The following is a 17,564-nucleotide window of genomic DNA, read 5'->3' as shown; positions in this document are numbered from 1 at the left end:
GCGCTCTACTCCCCGTCGTCCTTGCTCGTGACGTTGCCGTCCTTGATGTAGCGGGCCAAGTTGAGCTCGGGGCCGTACTGTTCGCGAGCGCCCTCGCCCCACAGGGTGGTCTGAGTGCCCTCGTGCTTGACCATCCCGGGACTCACCCCGAGCCTCCAGCCACCCGGCAGCGGCTTGCCGTCCTGGTACGGCACGAAGTCCAGCGGCGTGGGCCCATCAGCGGCGTACACGGCACAGTCCGACAGGATGGCGACCGGGTACTGGCCCGTCGCCAGCGCGTGTTTGAGGACCTTACGGTGCATGTTGATCCGGGTCCGGGAGATGACGGCGGCGCGGATGTCGGGCCGCCACGTCGGGCGGGACAGCGCCCGCCAGGGCTCGCCGGGCTTCCAGCCCTCACCGCGGGGACGCTCGCGCAGCTTGCCGATACCGCCCTTCACGGTGGCCTTCACCGCGGAGAGCACGATCGTCAACTGCGGGTCCACCTGCTTGTGGCCGTCCATCAGCGTCAGGAATTCTTCGGGCGGCAGGTCGGCGGTGACACCCACATCGGCCATCGTCGCCACGTAGGCGTCGCGCAGCCGGTTGTACCAGCCGTCCAGGTAACGGCCGTTGTCGTAGCGGACGTAGGCCTCGGCCGGTGCGACGTCGTAGCCCAGCTCCACCGCGTACGCCACGGTCGGTGTTGCGTACCAGGCCGGGCCCTCGGGTCGCTCGCCCCTGGGCGTGAACGGGCTGGGCAGCAGGTCCCCGTCGAACTGCTGCCATTGCTTGGCGACCAGCACCCGCGACACGTCGACGTGGCTGAGGTCGACCAGCCACGCGCCGGGCAGCTTCGGGTCGAACCGTGGGTTGTTGACATGCGTCGGTGCGCCCAGGCCGACGATCGTGCCGTTGGCACCGGCGGCGAACGCCATGTTCACATCGATGCCCACCAGGTGGCGCTTGAGGCACTCGTCATCGGTGAGCGGGCGTGCCCAGTCGTACGCCTCCTCCATCAGCACTTCGGCCGGGGTGCGCCGGTGGAAGCGAGGCAGGTCCTTGAGGAGCGGGTGTCCGTCCGGGGCCTCGCACGGCGCGCAGTCGACCGCGTCCTTTCCGAGCGAGCCGGGGTTGTGCTCGCTGTGGCGCTTGCCCGTCTCGTCGGGCTCGGACGCGCGGGTCGGCGGGTGCAGGGCCGTCATCAGTTCCAGCCCGGTCACCGCGGTGGAGCCGCGGGGCGTCATGACCCGGGTGGCGTAGGTGCCCAGCAGCCGGGCGAGTTCGGCCGGCGGGAGTTGTGCGGCTTCGCCCCAGTGGCGGGTGTCGAGTGCCTCCCAGGACGGGATGCACAGCTGCACGCACATCCGCTCGGAGCCCTTCGCCGGGCGGTAGATCCTCGCCCATGGTCCGAACCCGCGCTTGGTGAGCTGCCATTCGGCCCGCGTGAGCTGCTTGATGACCTTGTGGTCCTCCGGCAGCCGGCCGGACTGGCGCTCTTCGCTGGTGAGGTGCGGCGGCAGGCCGTAACGCTCGCACGCGGCCTCGGTGAGCACGATCAGCGGGTCGGCGTCCTTACCCGGCCCGCTCAGTTTCGGTGCGCCGAGTTTCGCCTCGGTCAGGGTCCAGTCGACGAGGGATGGGATGGATTTGGCGGGCACGTCCAGGATCAGGCCGCCGACGCCGTACGCCAAGACCTGCCCGTCCACAACATCGACGACCGCGAGCGGCCCGTTCTGAAACTGCGGATCGAAGGCAACGGCGGCCGGGGCGGGCCTGGCCGCGGCCGGACGCGCGGCCGGACGCCGGGCCGTCATCGACGGCCCGGCCCAGACCTCCGCGCGGGACAGCCGGGCGGGGCGCTGGGGGGCGCGGTGTTCCGCAGCCTTGGCCGCCGTGTCCGGGGCCGGGTCTGCGGCCGGCGGGTTTTCTGCGGGCCCGGCGGACTGCTGCGCGGACGCGGCTGGGCGGGTGAATGTGCCGGGCACCGCCGCGTCCTGAACGGGCGCGGTGGTGTTGGCGGGGTAGAGCTCGGACAGTTGCTCGAGCAGCCGGGCGTACGCCTCGCGCTGCGGCGACCGCGGCTCGGTCTTGCCGCTCTCCCACGACACCACGGTCGGCCGGCGCACCTTCAGCGCCTGGGCGACCTGGTCCTGGGTGAGGCCATGGGCCTTGCGCAGACGCTCACGCTCGGCGGGCGCCGGCAACGGGGACTGCCCGGCGATCAGGGCATCGACCGCGTCGAACAACTCGGACATGAAACACCTCCTGTCCCACACCATAGCAAGAACCGAACATGTCGCGTACCAATTGGCGAACTTTTCACGTACATTCAATGCTGAGCGCAATCATCGAACCAGCGAGCATGCCGCCGGAAGAGGAAGCCGGGGCCACAGTCATCGATGATGACCGGCAACCCGATGCCGTCATCGACCACCTCAAACTGCAGCGGCGGCGCTTCCCCACCGAAGGTCGACGGCCTGGGCGGATCAGGTGGCGCGGTGAAGCCGATACGCACCAGGCAGTGGGAGGCGTGCGCCTGGCGGATGCAGTTGGGCCATTGCCTCCACCGCGATGTGGTATGCGGCGACTTCGACGGCGGCCGGCAGACCGGTGGTCCGGGCAGGGCCGACGACCTCCAGGTGCGGAGTGCTGGCCGTATCCGCCGCCAGGTCTTGCATCTTGAGGCGGATGCGACACCGCCGGCGGGCACGTGCCGAGGACCGCATCCGGGCCGCCCGCACCACCGGCCTGCGCAACCTGCCCCTGCACGACACCGCGCAGAACCAGATCTGGCTGGAGATCATCCAGATCGCCCTCGACCTGCTGGCCTGGATGCCCATGCTCGCTCTGACCGGCGAAACCCGCAGGTGGGAGCCCCGCCGTCTCCGGCTCCGTCTCTTCTCCGCCGCCGCCCAGATCGTCACGACCGCCCGCCGCCGGCACCTGAGATTCGCAGACCACTGGCCCTGGACCGACGTCATCACAGTCGCGATCAAGCGACTCAACGCCCTCCCGAACCCCGACTGAACCAGCACAATCACCTGTCCTGACGAGCCTGAAACACCCCACCGGAGACGTGGAACCCGGCGCCCACCCGACGCGACAGCCGGGCCACCAGCCTGCCCACACGCCCCAACACCCACCACACCAAACGAAGAAGAGCCCGTCACCAAGCTGACGGGCTCCCGCGAAAGATCGCATCATCGAGACCGGCACACATTCACACCGCCTCGCCCAGACCCAAGCACGCGCGGAGCAGTCAGCCCGACCCGATCGCGGGCGGGCGGCCGCCGTGGTTGCCGTTGACCGCGGCGGTGTCCAGGCCGATCGGGGCCGCTCGTGGATGAACTCCCGCCTCCACCTCGAATCCGACGATCCCGTGACCCTGCCCGCGTGCACCCCCGAGGGCGATGCGGCCGCCGCCCAAGGGTGATGAAGGCTGGTTCAGGGCTCAAAGAGCCGGCGGGCGCCGGTCAGCACTCGGGCAAGCCATGGTTCGCCCACTCGGTTGCGTGGTCCTGGACGAACTCGGCGAAGGGGCGGGGTGGGCGGCCGGTCAGGTCCAGCACCGCGGTGCTGACCAGATCTTCCCGACCAGCCTTGATGCCGTCTTCCACGGCGGCGAGGGCGTCGGCGAACTCACCCGGCATGCCGGCGGCCCGGTAGGTGCCCGCCAGCTCGTCGGCCCCGATGTGCAGCACCCGGATCGGCGGGCCGGTGCGAGCGGTGATGATCGCCGCCGCGTCCCCGTAGCCCAACGCCTTCGGCCCGGTCAGCAGGTAGTCACGCTGGTCGCCGGCATCGACGTCGGGGTCGATCAGCAGGGCGGAGGCGGCGGCCGCGATATCCCGCGCGTCGATCCAGCCCAATCGGCCGGCACCGGCGGCGGTGCGGATCTCGCCGTGCCGCCGGATCCGCTCGCCAAGCGGGTGTGGGCGAAGGAAGTTCTGCATGAACCCGGACGCGCGCAGCACGACCCACCCGGGGCGGGCCCGCACCCGCTCAGCCAGTTCCAGCGCGCCGGGAGCGTTCGGCAGCACGATGGCGGAGCCGAGCAGCACCACGCGGCGCACGCCGAGGCGTTGCGCCTCGGCCAGGAACGGACCGACCAGCGGCATCGGATCCACGGCATTGATCGGAGGCACCAGAAAGACCCTGTCCATCCCCCGCAGCGCGGCCGGATGGGTGGCCGGGTCGTCCCAGTCGAACCGAACCGCGTCAGGATCATCGGCAGAGGGGTTGCGACTGGCCACCCGGACCCGCACCCCGTTGCCTCGCAGCAAGTCCACCAGCGCGCTCCCGGTCTTCCCTGTGCCGCCGGTCACCAGTACGCCGGTCATCGGGCGGCCCCCGGGCGCAGCGAGTCGAGCAGCTCGGGCAGCGTGCCGGCCGCGGCAGCGGCGGCCAGCGGACTCCAGTAGTCCCGGTAGTGGGTGATCAGACCGTCCCGGGCGGTGATCACCGTGATGTAGTCCAGCCGGTAGGGCTCTCCGGTGCGCACCGTGCGCCCGTGCGTGGTGAACTCCACCACGATGGTCTCCGGCCGTTCCGTGTGGTGCACGGTGACCGGAGGGATCTCTCGCACGTCCATCAGTTCCGGGTAGCCGGCCAGATAGCCGCGGACCGCCTCCCGCCCGGCCAGCCGCCGCGGCGCGGCCCCCGCTGCGAAAGGGAACTCGGCGGTGCCTTCCTGCGCCCACAGGTCGGCGACGGCGTCCATGTCCTTGGCCAGCAACAGGTCTAGCAGCCGATGGAAGATCTCATCAGGGGTACGTGGCACGGTGGCCCTCCGGTGTCGAGCGAGTGGGACCACACCAGGCTGGGCCTCGGATCGCCGCCGAGGAACGGACAGTTGAGCCCCGGACCACCAGTCCGTGGCTAAGCCGGGCGCCCCTGTGCGAACCTGACAGGGTGAACAGAGGCGAACTGGCCGACTTCCTACGCCGCCGACGGGAGGCACTGCGCCCCGACCAAGTGCCGGCCGAAGCTGTCCATCCCCCAGGCCGGCGCGCGCGGCGCACTCCCGGACTGCGCCGCGAAGAGGTGGCCGCGCTGGCCGGGGTGTCAATTAGCTACTACGAACGGCTCGAGCAGGCACGCGCACCGCATCCGTCCCCGCAGGTGCTGGCCTCGCTGGCCAGGGCGCTGAGGCTCACTGCCGCGGAACGCGACTACTTGGCACGGCTGGCCGGGCAGGTCCCGAGCGTCACCGACGCCGATGGACCGCCTGTGTCCGGCGACGTCCGCCAGTTTCTGGACCGGCTCGGGCCGATACCGGCCTACCTGGCTGACGAGCGACTGGACATCCTGGCCTGGAACAGCGCGGCAGCCGAGTTGATCATCGACTTCGGGCTTGCTGTCCTCCGAGGAACGCAACACCATCCGGCTGGCCATCCGGCTGAGCGGCACACTCTGCTGCGGGCGCCTGCTGCGCGTAGCTGGGCGGCGGATTGCCGGGCGAACTCGTCGTCGGACCCGGCGGGCCGGGGCTCGATATGCCGCTGGAAATGAAGGAGTTGCTGCCCGAGACCGTACGGCAGAAGTTCGACCTCATCGGCTTCGACCCGCGCGGAGTGGGCCGGAGCACGCCCGTCACCTGCGGTCTGAAGCCGGAAGAGGAGAACTGGCTGCGGCCGTACAAGAAAGCGACGTTCGACAAGGACGTCACCTGGGCGCGTGACGTCGCGCGCAAGTGCCGCGAGAAGTCGGGCAGCACGCTCAAGCACATCACCACGCGCAACACGGCGCGAGACCTGGATCTGCTCCGTGCGATCCTCGGCGAGAAGAAGATCTCCTACCTCGGCTATTCGTACGGGACGTACCTCGGCGCCGTCTACACCCAACTGTTCCCGGGACGGGCCGACCGGTTCGTGCTCGACAGCGCGGTCGATCCGGCGCGCGCCTGGCGGGGGATGATCCAGTGGTGGGCGGAGGGAGCCGAGCCCGCGTTCGACCGGTGGACCAAGTGGGCCGCCGCGCGTTCCGGGCAGTACGGCCTCGGTGACACCCCGAAGAAAGTCGACCGGACGTTCTGGGACCTGGTCCAGCAGGCGGACGAGAAGCCCATCGAAATGGACGGCGAGCCGTACACCGGTGATGACATCCGGGAAATGATGCGCGGCGCGGTCTTCAGCGTGCAGTCCGGCACCAAACTGGTCGTGAAACTGAAGAAGGCCGCGGCAGGCGAACCCGCCTCCGCGAAGAACCTTCCGGCTCCGGCCGAAAGGTCACGCCTCGCCGCCGGCTCCGACGTGCCACTCGACAACGGGACGGCCAGCTTCTGGGCCGTGGTGTGCAACGACAACTCGGCCGCCTGGTCCCGCAACCCCGAGACCTACCGGCGGGACGCCATCGAGGACAAGGGCCGCTACCCGCTCTTCGGTGACTACGCGTCCAACATCAAGCCCTGCGCGTTCTGGGACAAGTCCGTTGAACCGGCCACCGTGGTGAACAACAAGGTCGGTTCAATGATCGTGCAGAACGAGTGGGACTCCCAGACCCCGCTGCCGAGTGGTCAGGCCCTGCACGCCGACCTGAAGAACTCGAAGATGCTGACGGTCCGCGGCGGCGAGGGTCACGGCGTCTACCTCCTGAGCCGCAACGCGTGCGTGGACGGCAAGGTGACGGACTACCTGACCACCGGCAGGCACCCGGCGAAGGACATCACCTGCCGGGCGACGGCCGACTCGAACGCCCACGCCCGGGAAAACCAGAAGCGGGATGAAATCCCCGGGGCCCCGCTCCCCCAGCGCTCCCCGGACCGCTTCTGACCGCCAACGCATGACGTGAAGGGGGTGGCGTTGCCGGTGTGGTGCGCGGTCGGCCGGCGCGCACCGCAGCAGTACGGCACGGCAGCAGTACGCGACGCCCCGCACTCCCCGCCCGAGGCTAAGCCCCTGCTGTCTGCCGACCGGCACCGGATCCGCGCCCGGGGCGAGCACCCGCCCCTTGAGCACACCGGCGCCGGCCCAGGCCCCCGGCGCCCCTGCCGACGCCCCCCTGAGCGGCCCTCAGGGCTGACTCAACCAGCCTGTTCTGGAGGGTAGTTGGCCTGAACGGCGAGTACCCCTCGGCGCGTTGGGGCGCGTACTGCCGAGGCACGGGGACCTGAAGCTGACCTGATCGAGACCTTCGGCCGTGGTCCGCAGAGGTGTGAGGCCGCCGCCGGTATGTCACCCGGCGGCGGCCTCTGTGTGGGGACGGCGCGGCTCCCCCTCCGCGGTGTCCCCGCACGGGGTGTCCTCACCGGCATCCGAGATGTGCGGGAAGCACCCCGGGTTGGAACATGCTGGGAGGACGGGGCCGGAGCACTGTCGGCGATACAGCTCCGGCCCGCCTATCGACCCGGGGTTTGGGGGCCAGGCGCACGGGCCCGCCCCGGTGACCGGCTGACGCCGAGGCGCCGGGCACATGCCCTACGAACAGATTAGACGCGACAGAGGGCTGGCCGATAGAGGGCTCAAGCCAAGGCCGTGGAGCCAAACCGGATGGCATACGAGCAGCGCGCGAGGCGTGTGGAGGCGGTGGTTGAGGCCCCGGCCGGGTGGGGCAAGGCCCCGGCGCGTATCCATTCTCCGGCGCTGCGCCAGTGCGGCTTGTGGCAATGATCAAGCATGTCCGGAGCCCGGGGCCACTCCGGCGGCGGGGGATCCGATCAGGAACGCGCCACCCGCGCCCGGTCGGGATGCTCAACGGCACGTCTCCGACCGGCCACGAGCGGAGAACATCCGCTCCTGAGGGATCCACTGACAAGCAAGCCGAGGAACGGAAGTTCACTCTTTCGAGCGGACGCCGGACGCCATGACGCCCCATCAACTGCTTTGCTCTGTACGGTTCTTCCGTCGCCCAGGACCTCAGTGGCAGTCATCGGCCACCCTCCGGTGCGTGGGCATCGCATAGTCACGTCGCAGGGGGATGTCGTGGGCCGTTCTGTTCTCTCGTATCTTCATCGCTTAGTGGTCGGCTCCGTAAATCCTTCGGGGGTTGACTGTGGAGCCTGTGTTGTGTGTGGTGCGGGGTCAGATGCTGGGGTCGGTGAGGTAGAGGCCGCAGGGGCAGTCGAGGGCGTCTTCGGGGGTGCCGGCGAAGCCGCTGGTGGGCAGGATGGCGTCTTGGTACTCATCGGTGCTCGCGAGGTAGAGGGCGAAGCCCCAGGTACTGGCGGATCCGCCGTGGCGCAGACGCATCTGTTCGCCGTCATTCAATCGAGGCGTTTGACAGCGAACCCAGTCGTTCAGGCTTCCTTGTCAGCGAACCTGGTCGCTCTTCGGCCCGATGCCTTTGATCCTGGTCGGAGTTCCCTCCGGGGCGAACGAGTGGTGGAAGGTGAAGGCGTGCGGCGTGGAGCCGTGGTCGTGGAGGTGTTCCAGCCTGGAAACCCCGTCCTGCCAGGTGGGTATCACGCCGTCGGAGACCCACCAGAACACGTAACTCGGGTGTCCTGTCCTCTCGAACCAGTCGTAACGCCTGTTCAGCGCCTCGCGGTGCAGACCGGTGTAGATGGCGTCGAAGGCGGGGCGCAGGTCGGTCCAGAGTGAGAGGGTCGCGGCCAGGGCGGTGGTTTCCACCGTATGGCCCTTGCCGTACCAGGTCGGTACGGCGAACTTTCCCCATGCACCCCAGTCCAAGTCGAAGTGTGTGCCCCGGTCGCCGTCTGCCGCTTCAGCATGAGCGAGGTACCCGGGGTGCTGGCTGATCTTCCGGTAGATGGCCTCGCCGCTCTCGTGGAGTTCGCGCGTGAGAGGTGCGGGATCGGCGAGAGGTGACTTCAGGACGCCGAATGTGTACAGCGCAAGATGGGGCATTCGTCTCTCCCTGGTTGGGGGTGCCTGGTGTGGACCCGGTTCGGTGGCTTACGCATGGGGGGCGAGGATTCGTGGGGCGTGACCAACTCATCCCGTCGCGGGTGGCTCAGCCTGAAGGAACTCCTGTGCGACCGTGGACGATCGCCGAAGACCAGGTGAAGGTAGCTGCCTCTGCGGGCCATGTCGAAGTTGCGTTTTCCCTGCCCAAGTGGCCTCTTGCACCGGTCATTGCGGGGGCTGGGGCGGTGACGGGCGGGGCAGGCTGCGGGGTACCAGTGATCCACTTCGGCCGATCGGTTCGCCCGTCATGCCCGTCCGCACCCCCTGTCCGATAGCCCCGAGTGCCGCCGAACGCGTGCGGTTGAAGAAGATGGCCTACGGCCACAAGACCGAGCACCGGCTGCGGGTGCGTGCACAGGTGGTGCTGCACGCCGCGCGTGGACGCTCCAACGCATGCATCGCCCGGGAGACGGGGCTGCATTTGGACACCGTGCGCCGCTGGCGTGGCCGGTTCGCCCAGGCGGGCCTGCCCGGGCTCAAAGACCGTCAACGCTGCGGCCGTCCCGCCTCGTTCACACCGCTGCAGGCCGCCGAGGTCAAGGCGCTGGCCTGCCGGCTGCCTGCCGAGAGTAAAGTACCGCTCTCACGCTGGTCGTGCCCGGAACTGGCCCGCGAGGCCGCCCGGCGGGGCATCGCCCCGTTCATGTCGGCGTCGACCGTGCGTCGCTGGCTGGCCCAGGACGCGCTCAAGCCCTGGCAGCACCGCTCCTGGATCTTCATCACCAGCCCCGGCCTCCGGCTGAAGGCCGCCTGGGTGCTGGACGTGTACGCCCGCATCTGGCAGGGCGAACAGCTCGGCGATGACGAGTACGTGATCAGCGCGGACGAGAAGACCTCCATCCAGGCCCGGTGCCGCTGCCACCCCACCCTCGCCCCCGGCAAGGCCAGGGCGATGCGCGTCAATCACACCTACGGACGCGGCGGTGCCCTAGCCTACCTCGCCGCCTACGACGTCCACGCCGCGAAGGTGTTCGGCCGCACCGAAGAACGCACCGGCATCGTCCCGTTCATGAACCTGGCTACCCAGGTCATGAACCAGGAACCCTACGCAAGCGCCAAGCGCGTGTTCTGGATCGTCGACAACGGCTCCTCCCATCGCGGTCAGAAGGCGGCCGACCGGCCCACCGCGGCGTTCCCGAACACGGTCATGGTCCACACCCCCGTGCACGCCTCCTGGCTCAACCAAGTCGAGATCTACTTCTCTGCCGTCCAGCGCAAGGCCCTCTCGCCCAACGACTTCACCGACCTCACCGAGGTCAGGGACCGGCTCCGAGCCTTCGAAGACCGCTACAACGCCACGGCACAGCCGTTCCAGTGGAGGTTCACCACCTCCGACCTGGACGATCTGCTGGCCAGGCTCGACCGGCACACCGCCGATCACCACGAAGAATCCTCTGCCGCACCGGCAGCGTGAACAACCCCCGAAGGATTTGCGGCGCCGACCACTTAGTGCCGATGGAGCGCCCTGAACCGGCACTTCGCACTGTCACCCGAGCGATACAGGGAGCGACTGTTGTGGAATTTCGGGGGGCCATCGATCTGGAGTCGGCACCCGAAGTGCGTCGGCATCTGGATGCCGCCGGCGTTCGTGGCCACAGTCCATTGATCATCGACCTGCGTCTGGTCAGCTTCCTCGGCAGCGACGCGGCCGAGGAGCTGTGCAGGCTCCACCGAATGACCGTGGAGCCGGGCGGCCGCCTCGTGGTCATCTGCGCGCACCGCTTCACCCTTCGTGTCCTCAACGCTGCCGGGGTCGGCCCGCTCCTGAAGATCGTGGCCACCATGCTGGAGGCCTTGACCGCTGTCCGGCAGGCACAGCCGAACACGCATGAGGGCCAGTGGCCCGCCGATGAGAAGCCCTTCCGCCCAGGCCCCATGCTGAGGAGCTGAACGGTCACAGACGACGTCGCGGTGAAGGTGGCCGGTGGGCGGAGTCCTGACGCGGCCCCGATGCGCGCTGAGCCGGATTCCCCTGAGTGGTATCAGGAGTTGAGGTAGGCCAGGACGGCCAGGACGCGGCGGTGTCCGCTGTCGCTGGGCGGGAGTTAGAGTTTGGCGAAGATGTTGCCGATGTGCTTGCTCACGGATCGTTCGGTGATGTGGAGGGTGCTCGCGATGGTGGTGTTTGGCGCGGCCCTGGGCCATCAGGACGAGCAGTTCGCGTTCGCGTGGTGTCAGGAGGTCGAGGGGGCTGTGGCGGTTCATCAGTTGGGAGACCACCTCGGGGTCGAGAGCAGTACCGCCGGCCGCCACGCGCTCAAGCGCGTCCTGGAACTCCGCCACCCGTCCGACCCGGTCCTTGAGCAGATAGCCGACACCGGCGGCGCCACCGGCCAGAAGCTCGGTGGCGTAACTGCCCTCCACGTATTGCGACAGCATGAGAACGGGCAGTCCCGGGACGGCTTTCCGTGCCTCGGTGGCGGCACGCAGACCCTCGTCCCGGTAGCCCGGTAGCCCGGTGGCAGCCTGATGTCGAGTACGGCGACATCAGGCCGGTGTTCGAGCAGCAGGGCCGACCGCCTTCGCACTGACGGAGTTGACTGCTGACAACGAGGCGAGCGTCGGCGCACTCATGCAGCGAGCGGCGAGCTGAGGACTCCACTCGCCGCGACCAAGACGGTCACTGCCGGGCCGGGTGACTTCACCGGTGAAGTCACAGTTGCCCCGTCCATGGCCCGCGTTGCACAGCGCGGCCCGAGCGCTGTAGGCCGCACGCCAGGAGTGGCTTCAGGGGCCGGTCCCTGCCCGAACTGCCAGCAGGACGCTGGTCGCTGGACAAGTGCGGGGCGCGAACATCGCCGACTCCCACTCCTTGTACTCACCGGTCCGTCAGGAGTCGGCCCACGGCACGCGGTTGCCGTGGCACCGGGACATCTCTCGGTGTTGGGCTGGCAGGACGCGTACATCCTCCGGTGCGGCACCGCAAGCGTCAGGTGAGCAGGCGATTTCGATGGGAGGCGCGACGGGCCGCCGCCAGCAGCCCCCGGACCTGCGGACCTGCCTGGTCGATGTCACTGACGGGAGTTGCGAACGGCAGCCGGACATCGAGATGGCGGGTGGGGTACTCCAGGCGCAGGACCACCCCGTAGCGGTCCATCGCCAGCGGGACCGCGCGCAGCATGCCTCGCGTCGGCCGAGGTTGCACAAGGCGCACCAGGAGAGGCACAAGTTCTCTATGGCTGTCCACGAGATGGGTCAGCATGTCCGCCTCACTCCCCGCAATAGGGTCAGGGGTGGCCGCCCAGAGTTCGTCGAGCGAGATGAAGTGGCGCCCCTGGCCGTCTTCGAGGAGTGCTTGCCCGAACTGCATGCAGGTGCTTTGGGGTGACTCATCCTGGTACGGGGCCGCGAGCAGCCCCGTGAGGGTGACACGGGCACGCAGCCGGTCACGTACGGCTGTGGGTGCGATGTCAGTGAGTTCCAGTCGCACCGGGAGGCGTCCGTGCGGCGCGGCCGGAGCGTCGTCGGCCGGAGCGTGCAGGTGGATGTGCCCCATTGCACCCGCGCCGACAAGCCGGCGGACCTCGCCGTAACTCCCGTCGCTCACCACTGTCATCGACTGCGCCGCCTGCAAGATCGACTGCACGCGCTCGGCGGGGGTCGGCTGCGTGACGCGGGTGCTGTGAGGGCGCATCCAAATACTCCAGGGCGGTTGAAGAGGTCCGAGCCGGAATCTTAGGTAAGCCTAACCTAACAAGCAATGGGGGGTCCCGGGGGAAGTCGCCGGCGTCCAGTTCCAGTTCAACGACGTGAAGGAGCGAGTACCGCTCGATGGACGCAGTCGACTCCGCCCCGGTCGAGGCCGCCGAGCGCACCCTGCGCCGGCGGACATACGATGAGCGCGTGATTTTCGCCGCGGAGCCGTCGAGCCGCCGCCCTGTCGGGCGTGGCTTCGCGCTGCTGGTGCTCGCCGTGCTGGCCGGCGTCCTGGCGATGCACGGCCTCAGCCCCGGGCCGGTTTCCGTGGCAACGCCTGCGGCCGCCGGCGGTCACACCACGGTGACGGTTCAGGGGACCGGCCATCAGGGCGGTGAGAGTTGCTCGCACACCGCCGGTGGATCAGGTCACCTGGATCACGCCGATGCCACGTGTGCGGCAACAGGAATCGGCGCCCCCTACACCCCGCCCGCATTGGCACCCGCCCTCGACGTCGCGCCCCTTGCTGCGGCACCGCCTGGCCGCGCGGCGGAAGCAACGGAGGTCGAGCGCGCGCCGCCTGACCTGGCGAAACTGCAACTCCTGCGGATATAGAGCGGCCCACACGGCACCCGCTTGTCCCGGCTCGGCCGGCAACGGATGCCGCGCACCAGTAGGCCCTCATCCCGCACGGACGCATGCCCATCGTGGCTGCGCAGCAAGGAGTTGCCTCACCATGAACAAGAACCGTTCCCTCATCCGCCGCACCGCCGCCGGAGCGGCCGTCGGCGCGGCCACACTGGTGCTGGCCGCCTGCGGCTCGGGCGATGACAGCTCTGTCGGGCACGACGGCCGTTCCTCGAAGCCACCGTCGGCTTCGTCATCGGCTTCGCAGGGGCAGCAGAACCTCGCCGACGTGGCCTTCGCCAAGGGGATGATCCCCCACCACCGCCAGGCCGTAGAGATGGCGGACCTCGCTCCCACCCGGGCCGAGTCGGCCGAGGTGAAGAAGCTCGCCGCGGAGATCGAGAAGGCCCAGGCCCCGGAGATCAAGACCCTGGCGGGATGGCTGACCACCTGGGGCGAGCAGGTGCCCGCCGAAGGCGCCATGAACCACTCCGCGCACGGCACGGGCGGGATGATGACGGTCGAGGAGATGGACAGGCTGGAGAAGACTTCCGGCAAAGCGTTCGACACCGCTTTCATGGAGCTGATGATCAAGCATCATGAAGGTGCTGTGACGATGGCGAAGACGGAGAAGGCCGACGGCGCCTTCGCGGACGCCAAGAAGATGGCCGACGCCATCATCGCCTCCCAGAGCGCCGAGATCAGCACGATGAACAGGCTCCTCGGCAAGAACTGACCCCGCACGGTGCAGGGGGTGCAGGAGGCCAGGTTCGGCCTGCCGCACCCCCTGCACCATTCGCTCTCCTGCCTTCGCCATATACCCATGGGGGGTATATGGTTTTCTCTATTGGCACCGAGTACGGGTCACACTGGACGGGAATGGGGATGACGGTCATGGACCACAGCGCACACCAGACCAGCACCGGTCACGACCACGCCGTGCACCAAGGGCACGGTGTGCAGCACGCGGGCGTGGTGACTTGGGGGGCTGCAGCAAAAGCGACGCTGCACTGCCTGACCGGATGCGCCATCGGTGAGATCCTCGGCATGGTGATCGGCACTGCCCTGTTGTGGGACAACGTGCCCACCATGATCCTGGCGATCACCCTGGCATTCATCTTCGGCTACTCCTTCACCCTCTTCGCAGTCCGCAGGGCGGGGCTGGACTTCAAAACCGCTGTGAAGGTGGCTCTGGCCGCGGACACCGTTTCGATCGCGGTGATGGAGCTTGTCGACAACGGCATCATCGCCCTGACGCCGGGCGCGATGGATGCCCACCTGTCCGACGGGCTGTTCTGGTCGGCACTCCTGGGCGGCTTCGCCGTCGCCTTCCTGATCACGACCCCGGTCAACAAGTGGATGATTGGCCGCGGCAAGGGCCATGCCGTCGTCCACGCCTACCACTGACACCCGTCACGGAATTCGCCGACCTCCACGGAAATGGGGAGGCAAGCTCCCCGTACACAAGGGCCGCTGTACAGATGCAGCGGCCCTCTCTCACGCAGCGGTGTTGGGGGGGCCGCCCGTCGCGGTGGCGCGCTTGGGGCCGAGCGGGGGCAGCGCGGGGTCGGTCGGGGACCAGGGTCGGCCCGGCGGGCCGCGCTGGCCCCGCCCGCCGAGGACGACATCTGGCGGCTGGCCGCGCAGGGGCACTCGTTCCCGATCACAACCGCGCTGAGTAGCGGCACCAGTTCTCTCGCACCCGGCACGAGCGGCCGGTGTGCGGGGCTACTGCTCCGAGGCCGGCTCTCGGCGGCGTGTGGCGTTGAGGCTGCCGAGCAGGGAGAGCGCCTGGGAGCTGGGGCTTCCTGGCTCTGCGTGGTAGATCACGGCCTGCTGGCCGGGTGCTCCGCGTACGTCGAGGGACTGGTAGGTGAGTGAGAGGGGTCCGACGTCGGGGTGGATGAGTTCCTTGGTGTCGTGGGTTTTTCCGTAGACGGTGTGCGAGGACCAGAGTGTGGCGAATTCCTCGCTCGTGTCGGTGAGGGCGCCCACCAGTTGATGCAGGCGTGGGTAGTGCGGTTTCAGGCCGGTGGCCTGGCGCAGGTGGGAGACGACCGCCTCGGCCGTACGGTCCCACTGGGCGTAGAAGCCGCGGCCTGCGGGGTCGAGGAAGGTCATGCGGGCGAGGTTGTCCGCTTTCCCGAACGGGGAGAAGAGCGCGTCGGCGAGGCTGTTCGCTGCCAGGAGGTCCAGCGCCGGGTTGAGAACGAATGCCGGGGTGTTCGTGTAGCCGTCCAGCAATTGGATCAGCCCCGGGCTGACCGTCTCTCTCGGCTGCGTCCGGTGACCGGTCGGCAAGGCGTCCGCCAGCCGGTACAGATGGTCGTGTGCCTCGTGATCCATGCGCAGGGCGCCGCTGATCGCGTCGAGAAACTGTGGCGAGGGGCTGCGCTCGCGGCCTTGTTCCAGGCGGGCGTAGTAGTCGCTGTTCATGCCTGCAAGGACGGCGACTTCCTCCCGCCGCAGCCCCGCAACCCGGCGTCGGCCGTAGGAGGCCAGTCCTACGTCGCCGGGTCGCAGCCGTGCGCGGTGGGCGCGAAGGAAATCTCCGAGATCGTTGCGGGTCACCACTTCAGGTTAGATCGCGCTCAGGCGGTGTACCAGGGTGCGCCATACCCAGGAACAGCCTGTCCTGGCCGGGCGTTCCGCCGCCGCCCAGACTCGGCCCGCGGCACGCTTCGCAGGGCCTGTGCCGGCCGTTCCACGCCGACCGGCAGCCATCTCGGCCGTGTCGACGGCACCGGGTGCACCACCACGGGCGGGGTCCGTGACGGTGTGCTCCACGACGGGCACCTCGTGCTCTACAAGGAGGAACAATCATGACGCAGACCAACACCAAGGCCGTGGCCGTCACCGGTGCGAGCAGCGGCATCGGTGAGGCGACCGCGCGTCGTCTGGCGGCGGACGGGCACCGGGTTCTTCTCGGCGCGCGCCGTACCGACCGGCTGGAGCGGCTGGAGCGGCTGGCCGAGGAGATCACCGCGGAGGGCGGCACCGCCGCGTTCCGAGAGCTGGATGTCACCGATACGGCGAGCATGCGCGCGTTCATCGATGCGGCGCTTGGCAAGTACGGCCGGATCGACGCCCTCGTGAACAACGCGGGCGTGATGCCCCTCTCCCCGCTGGAAGCGCTCAGGACCGATGAATGGGACCGCATGATCGACGTGAACGTGCGGGGAGTCCTGCACGGAATCGCCGCCGCACTTCCTGTGATGCGCGCACAGGGCGGCGGGCACTTCGTGCACGTCGCCTCCGTCGGCGCGTACGAGGTCTCGCCCACCGCCGCCGTCTACTGCGCCACCAAGTTCGCCGTCCGTGCGATCTCCGAAGGACTGCGCCAGGAGTCCACCGGGGACATCCGCGTCACCCTCGTCTCCCCGGGCGTGACCGAGTCCGAACTCGCCGACCACATCTGCGACCCGGAAGTCAGGGAGGCGATGAAGGCCTACTGAGCCGTAGCACTGCCCGCCGCCGCCATCGCGGAGGCCGTCGCCTACGCCCTTTCCCAGCCTGCGCAGGTCGACGTGAACGAGATCGTGGTCCGTCCCGCCACGAGTGCCACCTACCCCGGAAGCAAAGGAGCCGATGTGCCGCCCACTGCCGCCGGCTACCACGGCCTGGTGCGAAGAGTGCGGGCCCTGGAGGACAAGGAAGCGCTGCGCACCCTCATGATCCGCGGGTGGAGGGCACTGGACCGTAAGGACTGGCAGACCTGGATCGCATGCTGGGCCCAGGAGGCAGTGCTGGAGTTCGGACCGTGGGAGAAGACCCATGGGAAGGAAGCGGTCCGGGCGCAGGTGGAAGAGGCGGAATCGGCCTACCCGAGCATGCAGCACCACATCCTGAACATGCATTTCGACGTAGCGGGAGACCTTGGGACCGGCATCGGCTACATGTGGTTCGTCGCTGTCACCGAACCTGGGAAGACCTCGCCCCCCTACGCCATGGGCGGCCCCTACGACTGGGAATTCCGCCGGGGCCCGAACGGCTGGCTCCTGACCCGCCAAAGGCTCGGCATCTGGTGGACCGACGGCGAGGACACCCTGAAGACCTTTGAGTAAGGGACGTCCAGTAACTGGTCTTCGAGTCGGTGTGGACAGGCAGCCTGCCCGCCTGCATCTACGAGGACGACAACGCCTCGGTCAGCTATGGGCAGAGCTCGGCTTCCAACGCGCCGCAGTACTGCGCGCTACGGAGGGCACCGGGGCCGGCCCAAGCCGGTCGGAGCCAAAGGGGAGGCAACTGGTACGCGTCGGTGGGGCCCTGACGGGGCCTCGGCCGGGTGTGGCCCGTAGGGGAACGCTCTACGGGCTGCGCGGCGACCGGTGGAACCCCGAGTCCATGGCCTCCGTCTTGGCTACCGACCGGACAGGTCCGCAACCCTGCCCGTCAAGGCCGCGGCGCCCGTGACACTCATACGCCCCGCAAGCCCGCCCCGGTCGGACGGACTTG

The 17,564-nt window shown here is 68.8% G+C and carries 16 protein-coding genes and 4 pseudogenes; 11 read left to right on the top strand and 9 right to left on the bottom strand.

Annotation, left to right across the window (positions count from 1 at the left end; translation table 11 throughout):
• Window positions 1-5: 5 nt before the first annotated feature.
• Window positions 6-2,237: a telomere-associated protein Tap gene (gene tap / locus ABCR94_RS13120; RefSeq protein WP_347119430.1), complete on the bottom strand. Its 2,232-nt coding sequence runs from the start codon at window positions 2,235-2,237 to the stop codon at window positions 6-8.
• Between the two features lie 74 nt (window positions 2,238-2,311).
• Complete coding sequence (locus tag ABCR94_RS13115; protein ID WP_347119429.1) at window positions 2,312-2,497, bottom strand: hypothetical protein; 186 nt, start codon at window positions 2,495-2,497, stop codon at window positions 2,312-2,314.
• Window positions 2,498-2,670: 173 nt separating this feature from the next.
• On the opposite strand from ABCR94_RS13115, the pseudogene ABCR94_RS13110 reads away from it, so the two are divergent.
• Window positions 2,671-3,009 (top strand): annotated as a pseudogene (locus ABCR94_RS13110) (transposase); the annotation flags it as partial.
• A gap of 446 nt (window positions 3,010-3,455) precedes the next feature.
• Here the strand turns inward: ABCR94_RS13110 and ABCR94_RS13105 are convergent.
• On the bottom strand, window positions 3,456-4,322 hold the full coding sequence (locus tag ABCR94_RS13105) for an NAD(P)H-binding protein (RefSeq protein ID WP_347119428.1): 867 nt from the start codon (window positions 4,320-4,322) through the stop codon (window positions 3,456-3,458).
• Complete coding sequence (locus tag ABCR94_RS13100; protein ID WP_347119427.1) at window positions 4,319-4,762, bottom strand: nuclear transport factor 2 family protein; 444 nt, start codon at window positions 4,760-4,762, stop codon at window positions 4,319-4,321. Before ABCR94_RS13100 ends, ABCR94_RS13105 begins: the two co-directional genes overlap by 4 nt.
• Between ABCR94_RS13100 and ABCR94_RS13095 the strand changes: the two genes are divergently transcribed.
• Window positions 4,756-5,493: a helix-turn-helix domain-containing protein gene (locus ABCR94_RS13095; RefSeq protein WP_347119426.1), complete on the top strand. Its 738-nt coding sequence runs from the start codon at window positions 4,756-4,758 to the stop codon at window positions 5,491-5,493. The two genes, ABCR94_RS13100 and ABCR94_RS13095, sit on opposite strands and share 7 nt — an antisense overlap.
• A pseudogene (locus tag ABCR94_RS13090) lies at window positions 5,454-6,752 on the top strand (alpha/beta hydrolase); the annotation flags it as partial. The gene ABCR94_RS13095 and the pseudogene ABCR94_RS13090, both read left to right, overlap by 40 nt.
• 1,248 nt (window positions 6,753-8,000) lie before the next feature.
• Here ABCR94_RS13090 and ABCR94_RS13085 read toward each other — a convergent pair.
• Both ABCR94_RS13085 and ABCR94_RS13080 read right to left on the bottom strand, forming a co-directional pair.
• Complete coding sequence (locus tag ABCR94_RS13085; protein WP_347119425.1) at window positions 8,001-8,186, bottom strand: hypothetical protein; 186 nt, start codon at window positions 8,184-8,186, stop codon at window positions 8,001-8,003.
• Window positions 8,187-8,228: 42 nt separating this feature from the next.
• Window positions 8,229-8,786 (bottom strand): DUF3291 domain-containing protein, encoded by a 558-nt coding sequence (locus ABCR94_RS13080; RefSeq protein WP_347119424.1) that lies wholly within the window; start codon window positions 8,784-8,786, stop codon window positions 8,229-8,231.
• Window positions 8,787-9,141: 355 nt separating this feature from the next.
• Between ABCR94_RS13080 and ABCR94_RS13075 the strand changes: the two genes are divergently transcribed.
• On the top strand, window positions 9,142-10,260 hold the full coding sequence (locus tag ABCR94_RS13075) for an IS630 family transposase (protein WP_347119423.1): 1,119 nt from the start codon (window positions 9,142-9,144) through the stop codon (window positions 10,258-10,260).
• A 41-nt stretch (window positions 10,261-10,301) separates the two neighbouring features.
• Window positions 10,302-10,736, top strand: a complete 435-nt coding sequence (locus ABCR94_RS13070; protein WP_347119637.1) for an STAS domain-containing protein — start codon at window positions 10,302-10,304, stop codon at window positions 10,734-10,736.
• A 92-nt stretch (window positions 10,737-10,828) separates the two neighbouring features.
• Here ABCR94_RS13070 and ABCR94_RS13065 read toward each other — a convergent pair.
• Window positions 10,829-11,353, bottom strand: a pseudogene (locus tag ABCR94_RS13065) (LuxR C-terminal-related transcriptional regulator); the annotation flags it as partial.
• A gap of 422 nt (window positions 11,354-11,775) precedes the next feature.
• Window positions 11,776-12,480 carry a DUF2470 domain-containing protein gene (locus tag ABCR94_RS13060; RefSeq protein ID WP_347119422.1) on the bottom strand — a complete coding sequence of 235 codons (705 nt, stop codon included), beginning with the start codon at window positions 12,478-12,480 and terminating at the stop codon, window positions 11,776-11,778.
• A 137-nt stretch (window positions 12,481-12,617) separates the two neighbouring features.
• Between ABCR94_RS13060 and ABCR94_RS13055 the strand changes: the two genes are divergently transcribed.
• The 3 genes from ABCR94_RS13055 to ABCR94_RS13045 all read left to right on the top strand — a co-directional run bounded on the left by ABCR94_RS13055 (window position 12,618) and on the right by ABCR94_RS13045 (window position 14,516).
• Window positions 12,618-13,097 carry a DUF6153 family protein gene (locus tag ABCR94_RS13055; RefSeq protein ID WP_347119421.1) on the top strand — a complete coding sequence of 160 codons (480 nt, stop codon included), beginning with the start codon at window positions 12,618-12,620 and terminating at the stop codon, window positions 13,095-13,097.
• Window positions 13,098-13,218: 121 nt separating this feature from the next.
• Entirely contained in the window at window positions 13,219-13,845 is a 627-nt protein-coding gene (locus ABCR94_RS13050; RefSeq protein WP_347119420.1) for a DUF305 domain-containing protein, read from the top strand.
• A gap of 158 nt (window positions 13,846-14,003) precedes the next feature.
• Complete coding sequence (locus ABCR94_RS13045; protein ID WP_347119419.1) at window positions 14,004-14,516, top strand: DUF4396 domain-containing protein; 513 nt, start codon at window positions 14,004-14,006, stop codon at window positions 14,514-14,516.
• 321 nt (window positions 14,517-14,837) lie between these two features.
• Here the strand turns inward: ABCR94_RS13045 and ABCR94_RS13040 are convergent, their stop codons facing one another.
• Window positions 14,838-15,680 (bottom strand): helix-turn-helix transcriptional regulator, encoded by an 843-nt coding sequence (locus ABCR94_RS13040; protein WP_347119418.1) that lies wholly within the window; start codon window positions 15,678-15,680, stop codon window positions 14,838-14,840.
• Between ABCR94_RS13040 and ABCR94_RS13035 the strand changes: the two genes are divergently transcribed.
• The 3 genes and pseudogenes from ABCR94_RS13035 (at window position 15,642) to ABCR94_RS13025 (ending at window position 17,173) form a co-directional block, all read left to right on the top strand.
• Window positions 15,642-15,935: an Atu4866 domain-containing protein gene (locus ABCR94_RS13035; RefSeq protein ID WP_347119417.1), complete on the top strand. Its 294-nt coding sequence runs from the start codon at window positions 15,642-15,644 to the stop codon at window positions 15,933-15,935. The genes ABCR94_RS13040 and ABCR94_RS13035 overlap by 39 nt on opposite strands.
• Window positions 15,932-16,672, top strand: a pseudogene (locus ABCR94_RS13030) (SDR family oxidoreductase); the annotation flags it as partial. The gene ABCR94_RS13035 and the pseudogene ABCR94_RS13030, both read left to right, overlap by 4 nt.
• Window positions 16,673-16,699: 27 nt before the next feature.
• Window positions 16,700-17,173, top strand: coding sequence for a nuclear transport factor 2 family protein (locus ABCR94_RS13025; RefSeq protein ID WP_347119636.1), 474 nt, complete (start codon window positions 16,700-16,702; stop codon window positions 17,171-17,173).
• Window positions 17,174-17,564: the final 391 nt, after the last annotated feature.

Source organism: Streptomyces changchenzhani, assembly GCF_039766235.1.
Lineage (GTDB): Bacteria > Actinomycetota > Actinomycetes > Streptomycetales > Streptomycetaceae > Streptomyces.
The sequence above is the reverse complement of the archived record's forward strand: the minus strand, read 5'-3'. Positions and strand labels throughout refer to the sequence as shown.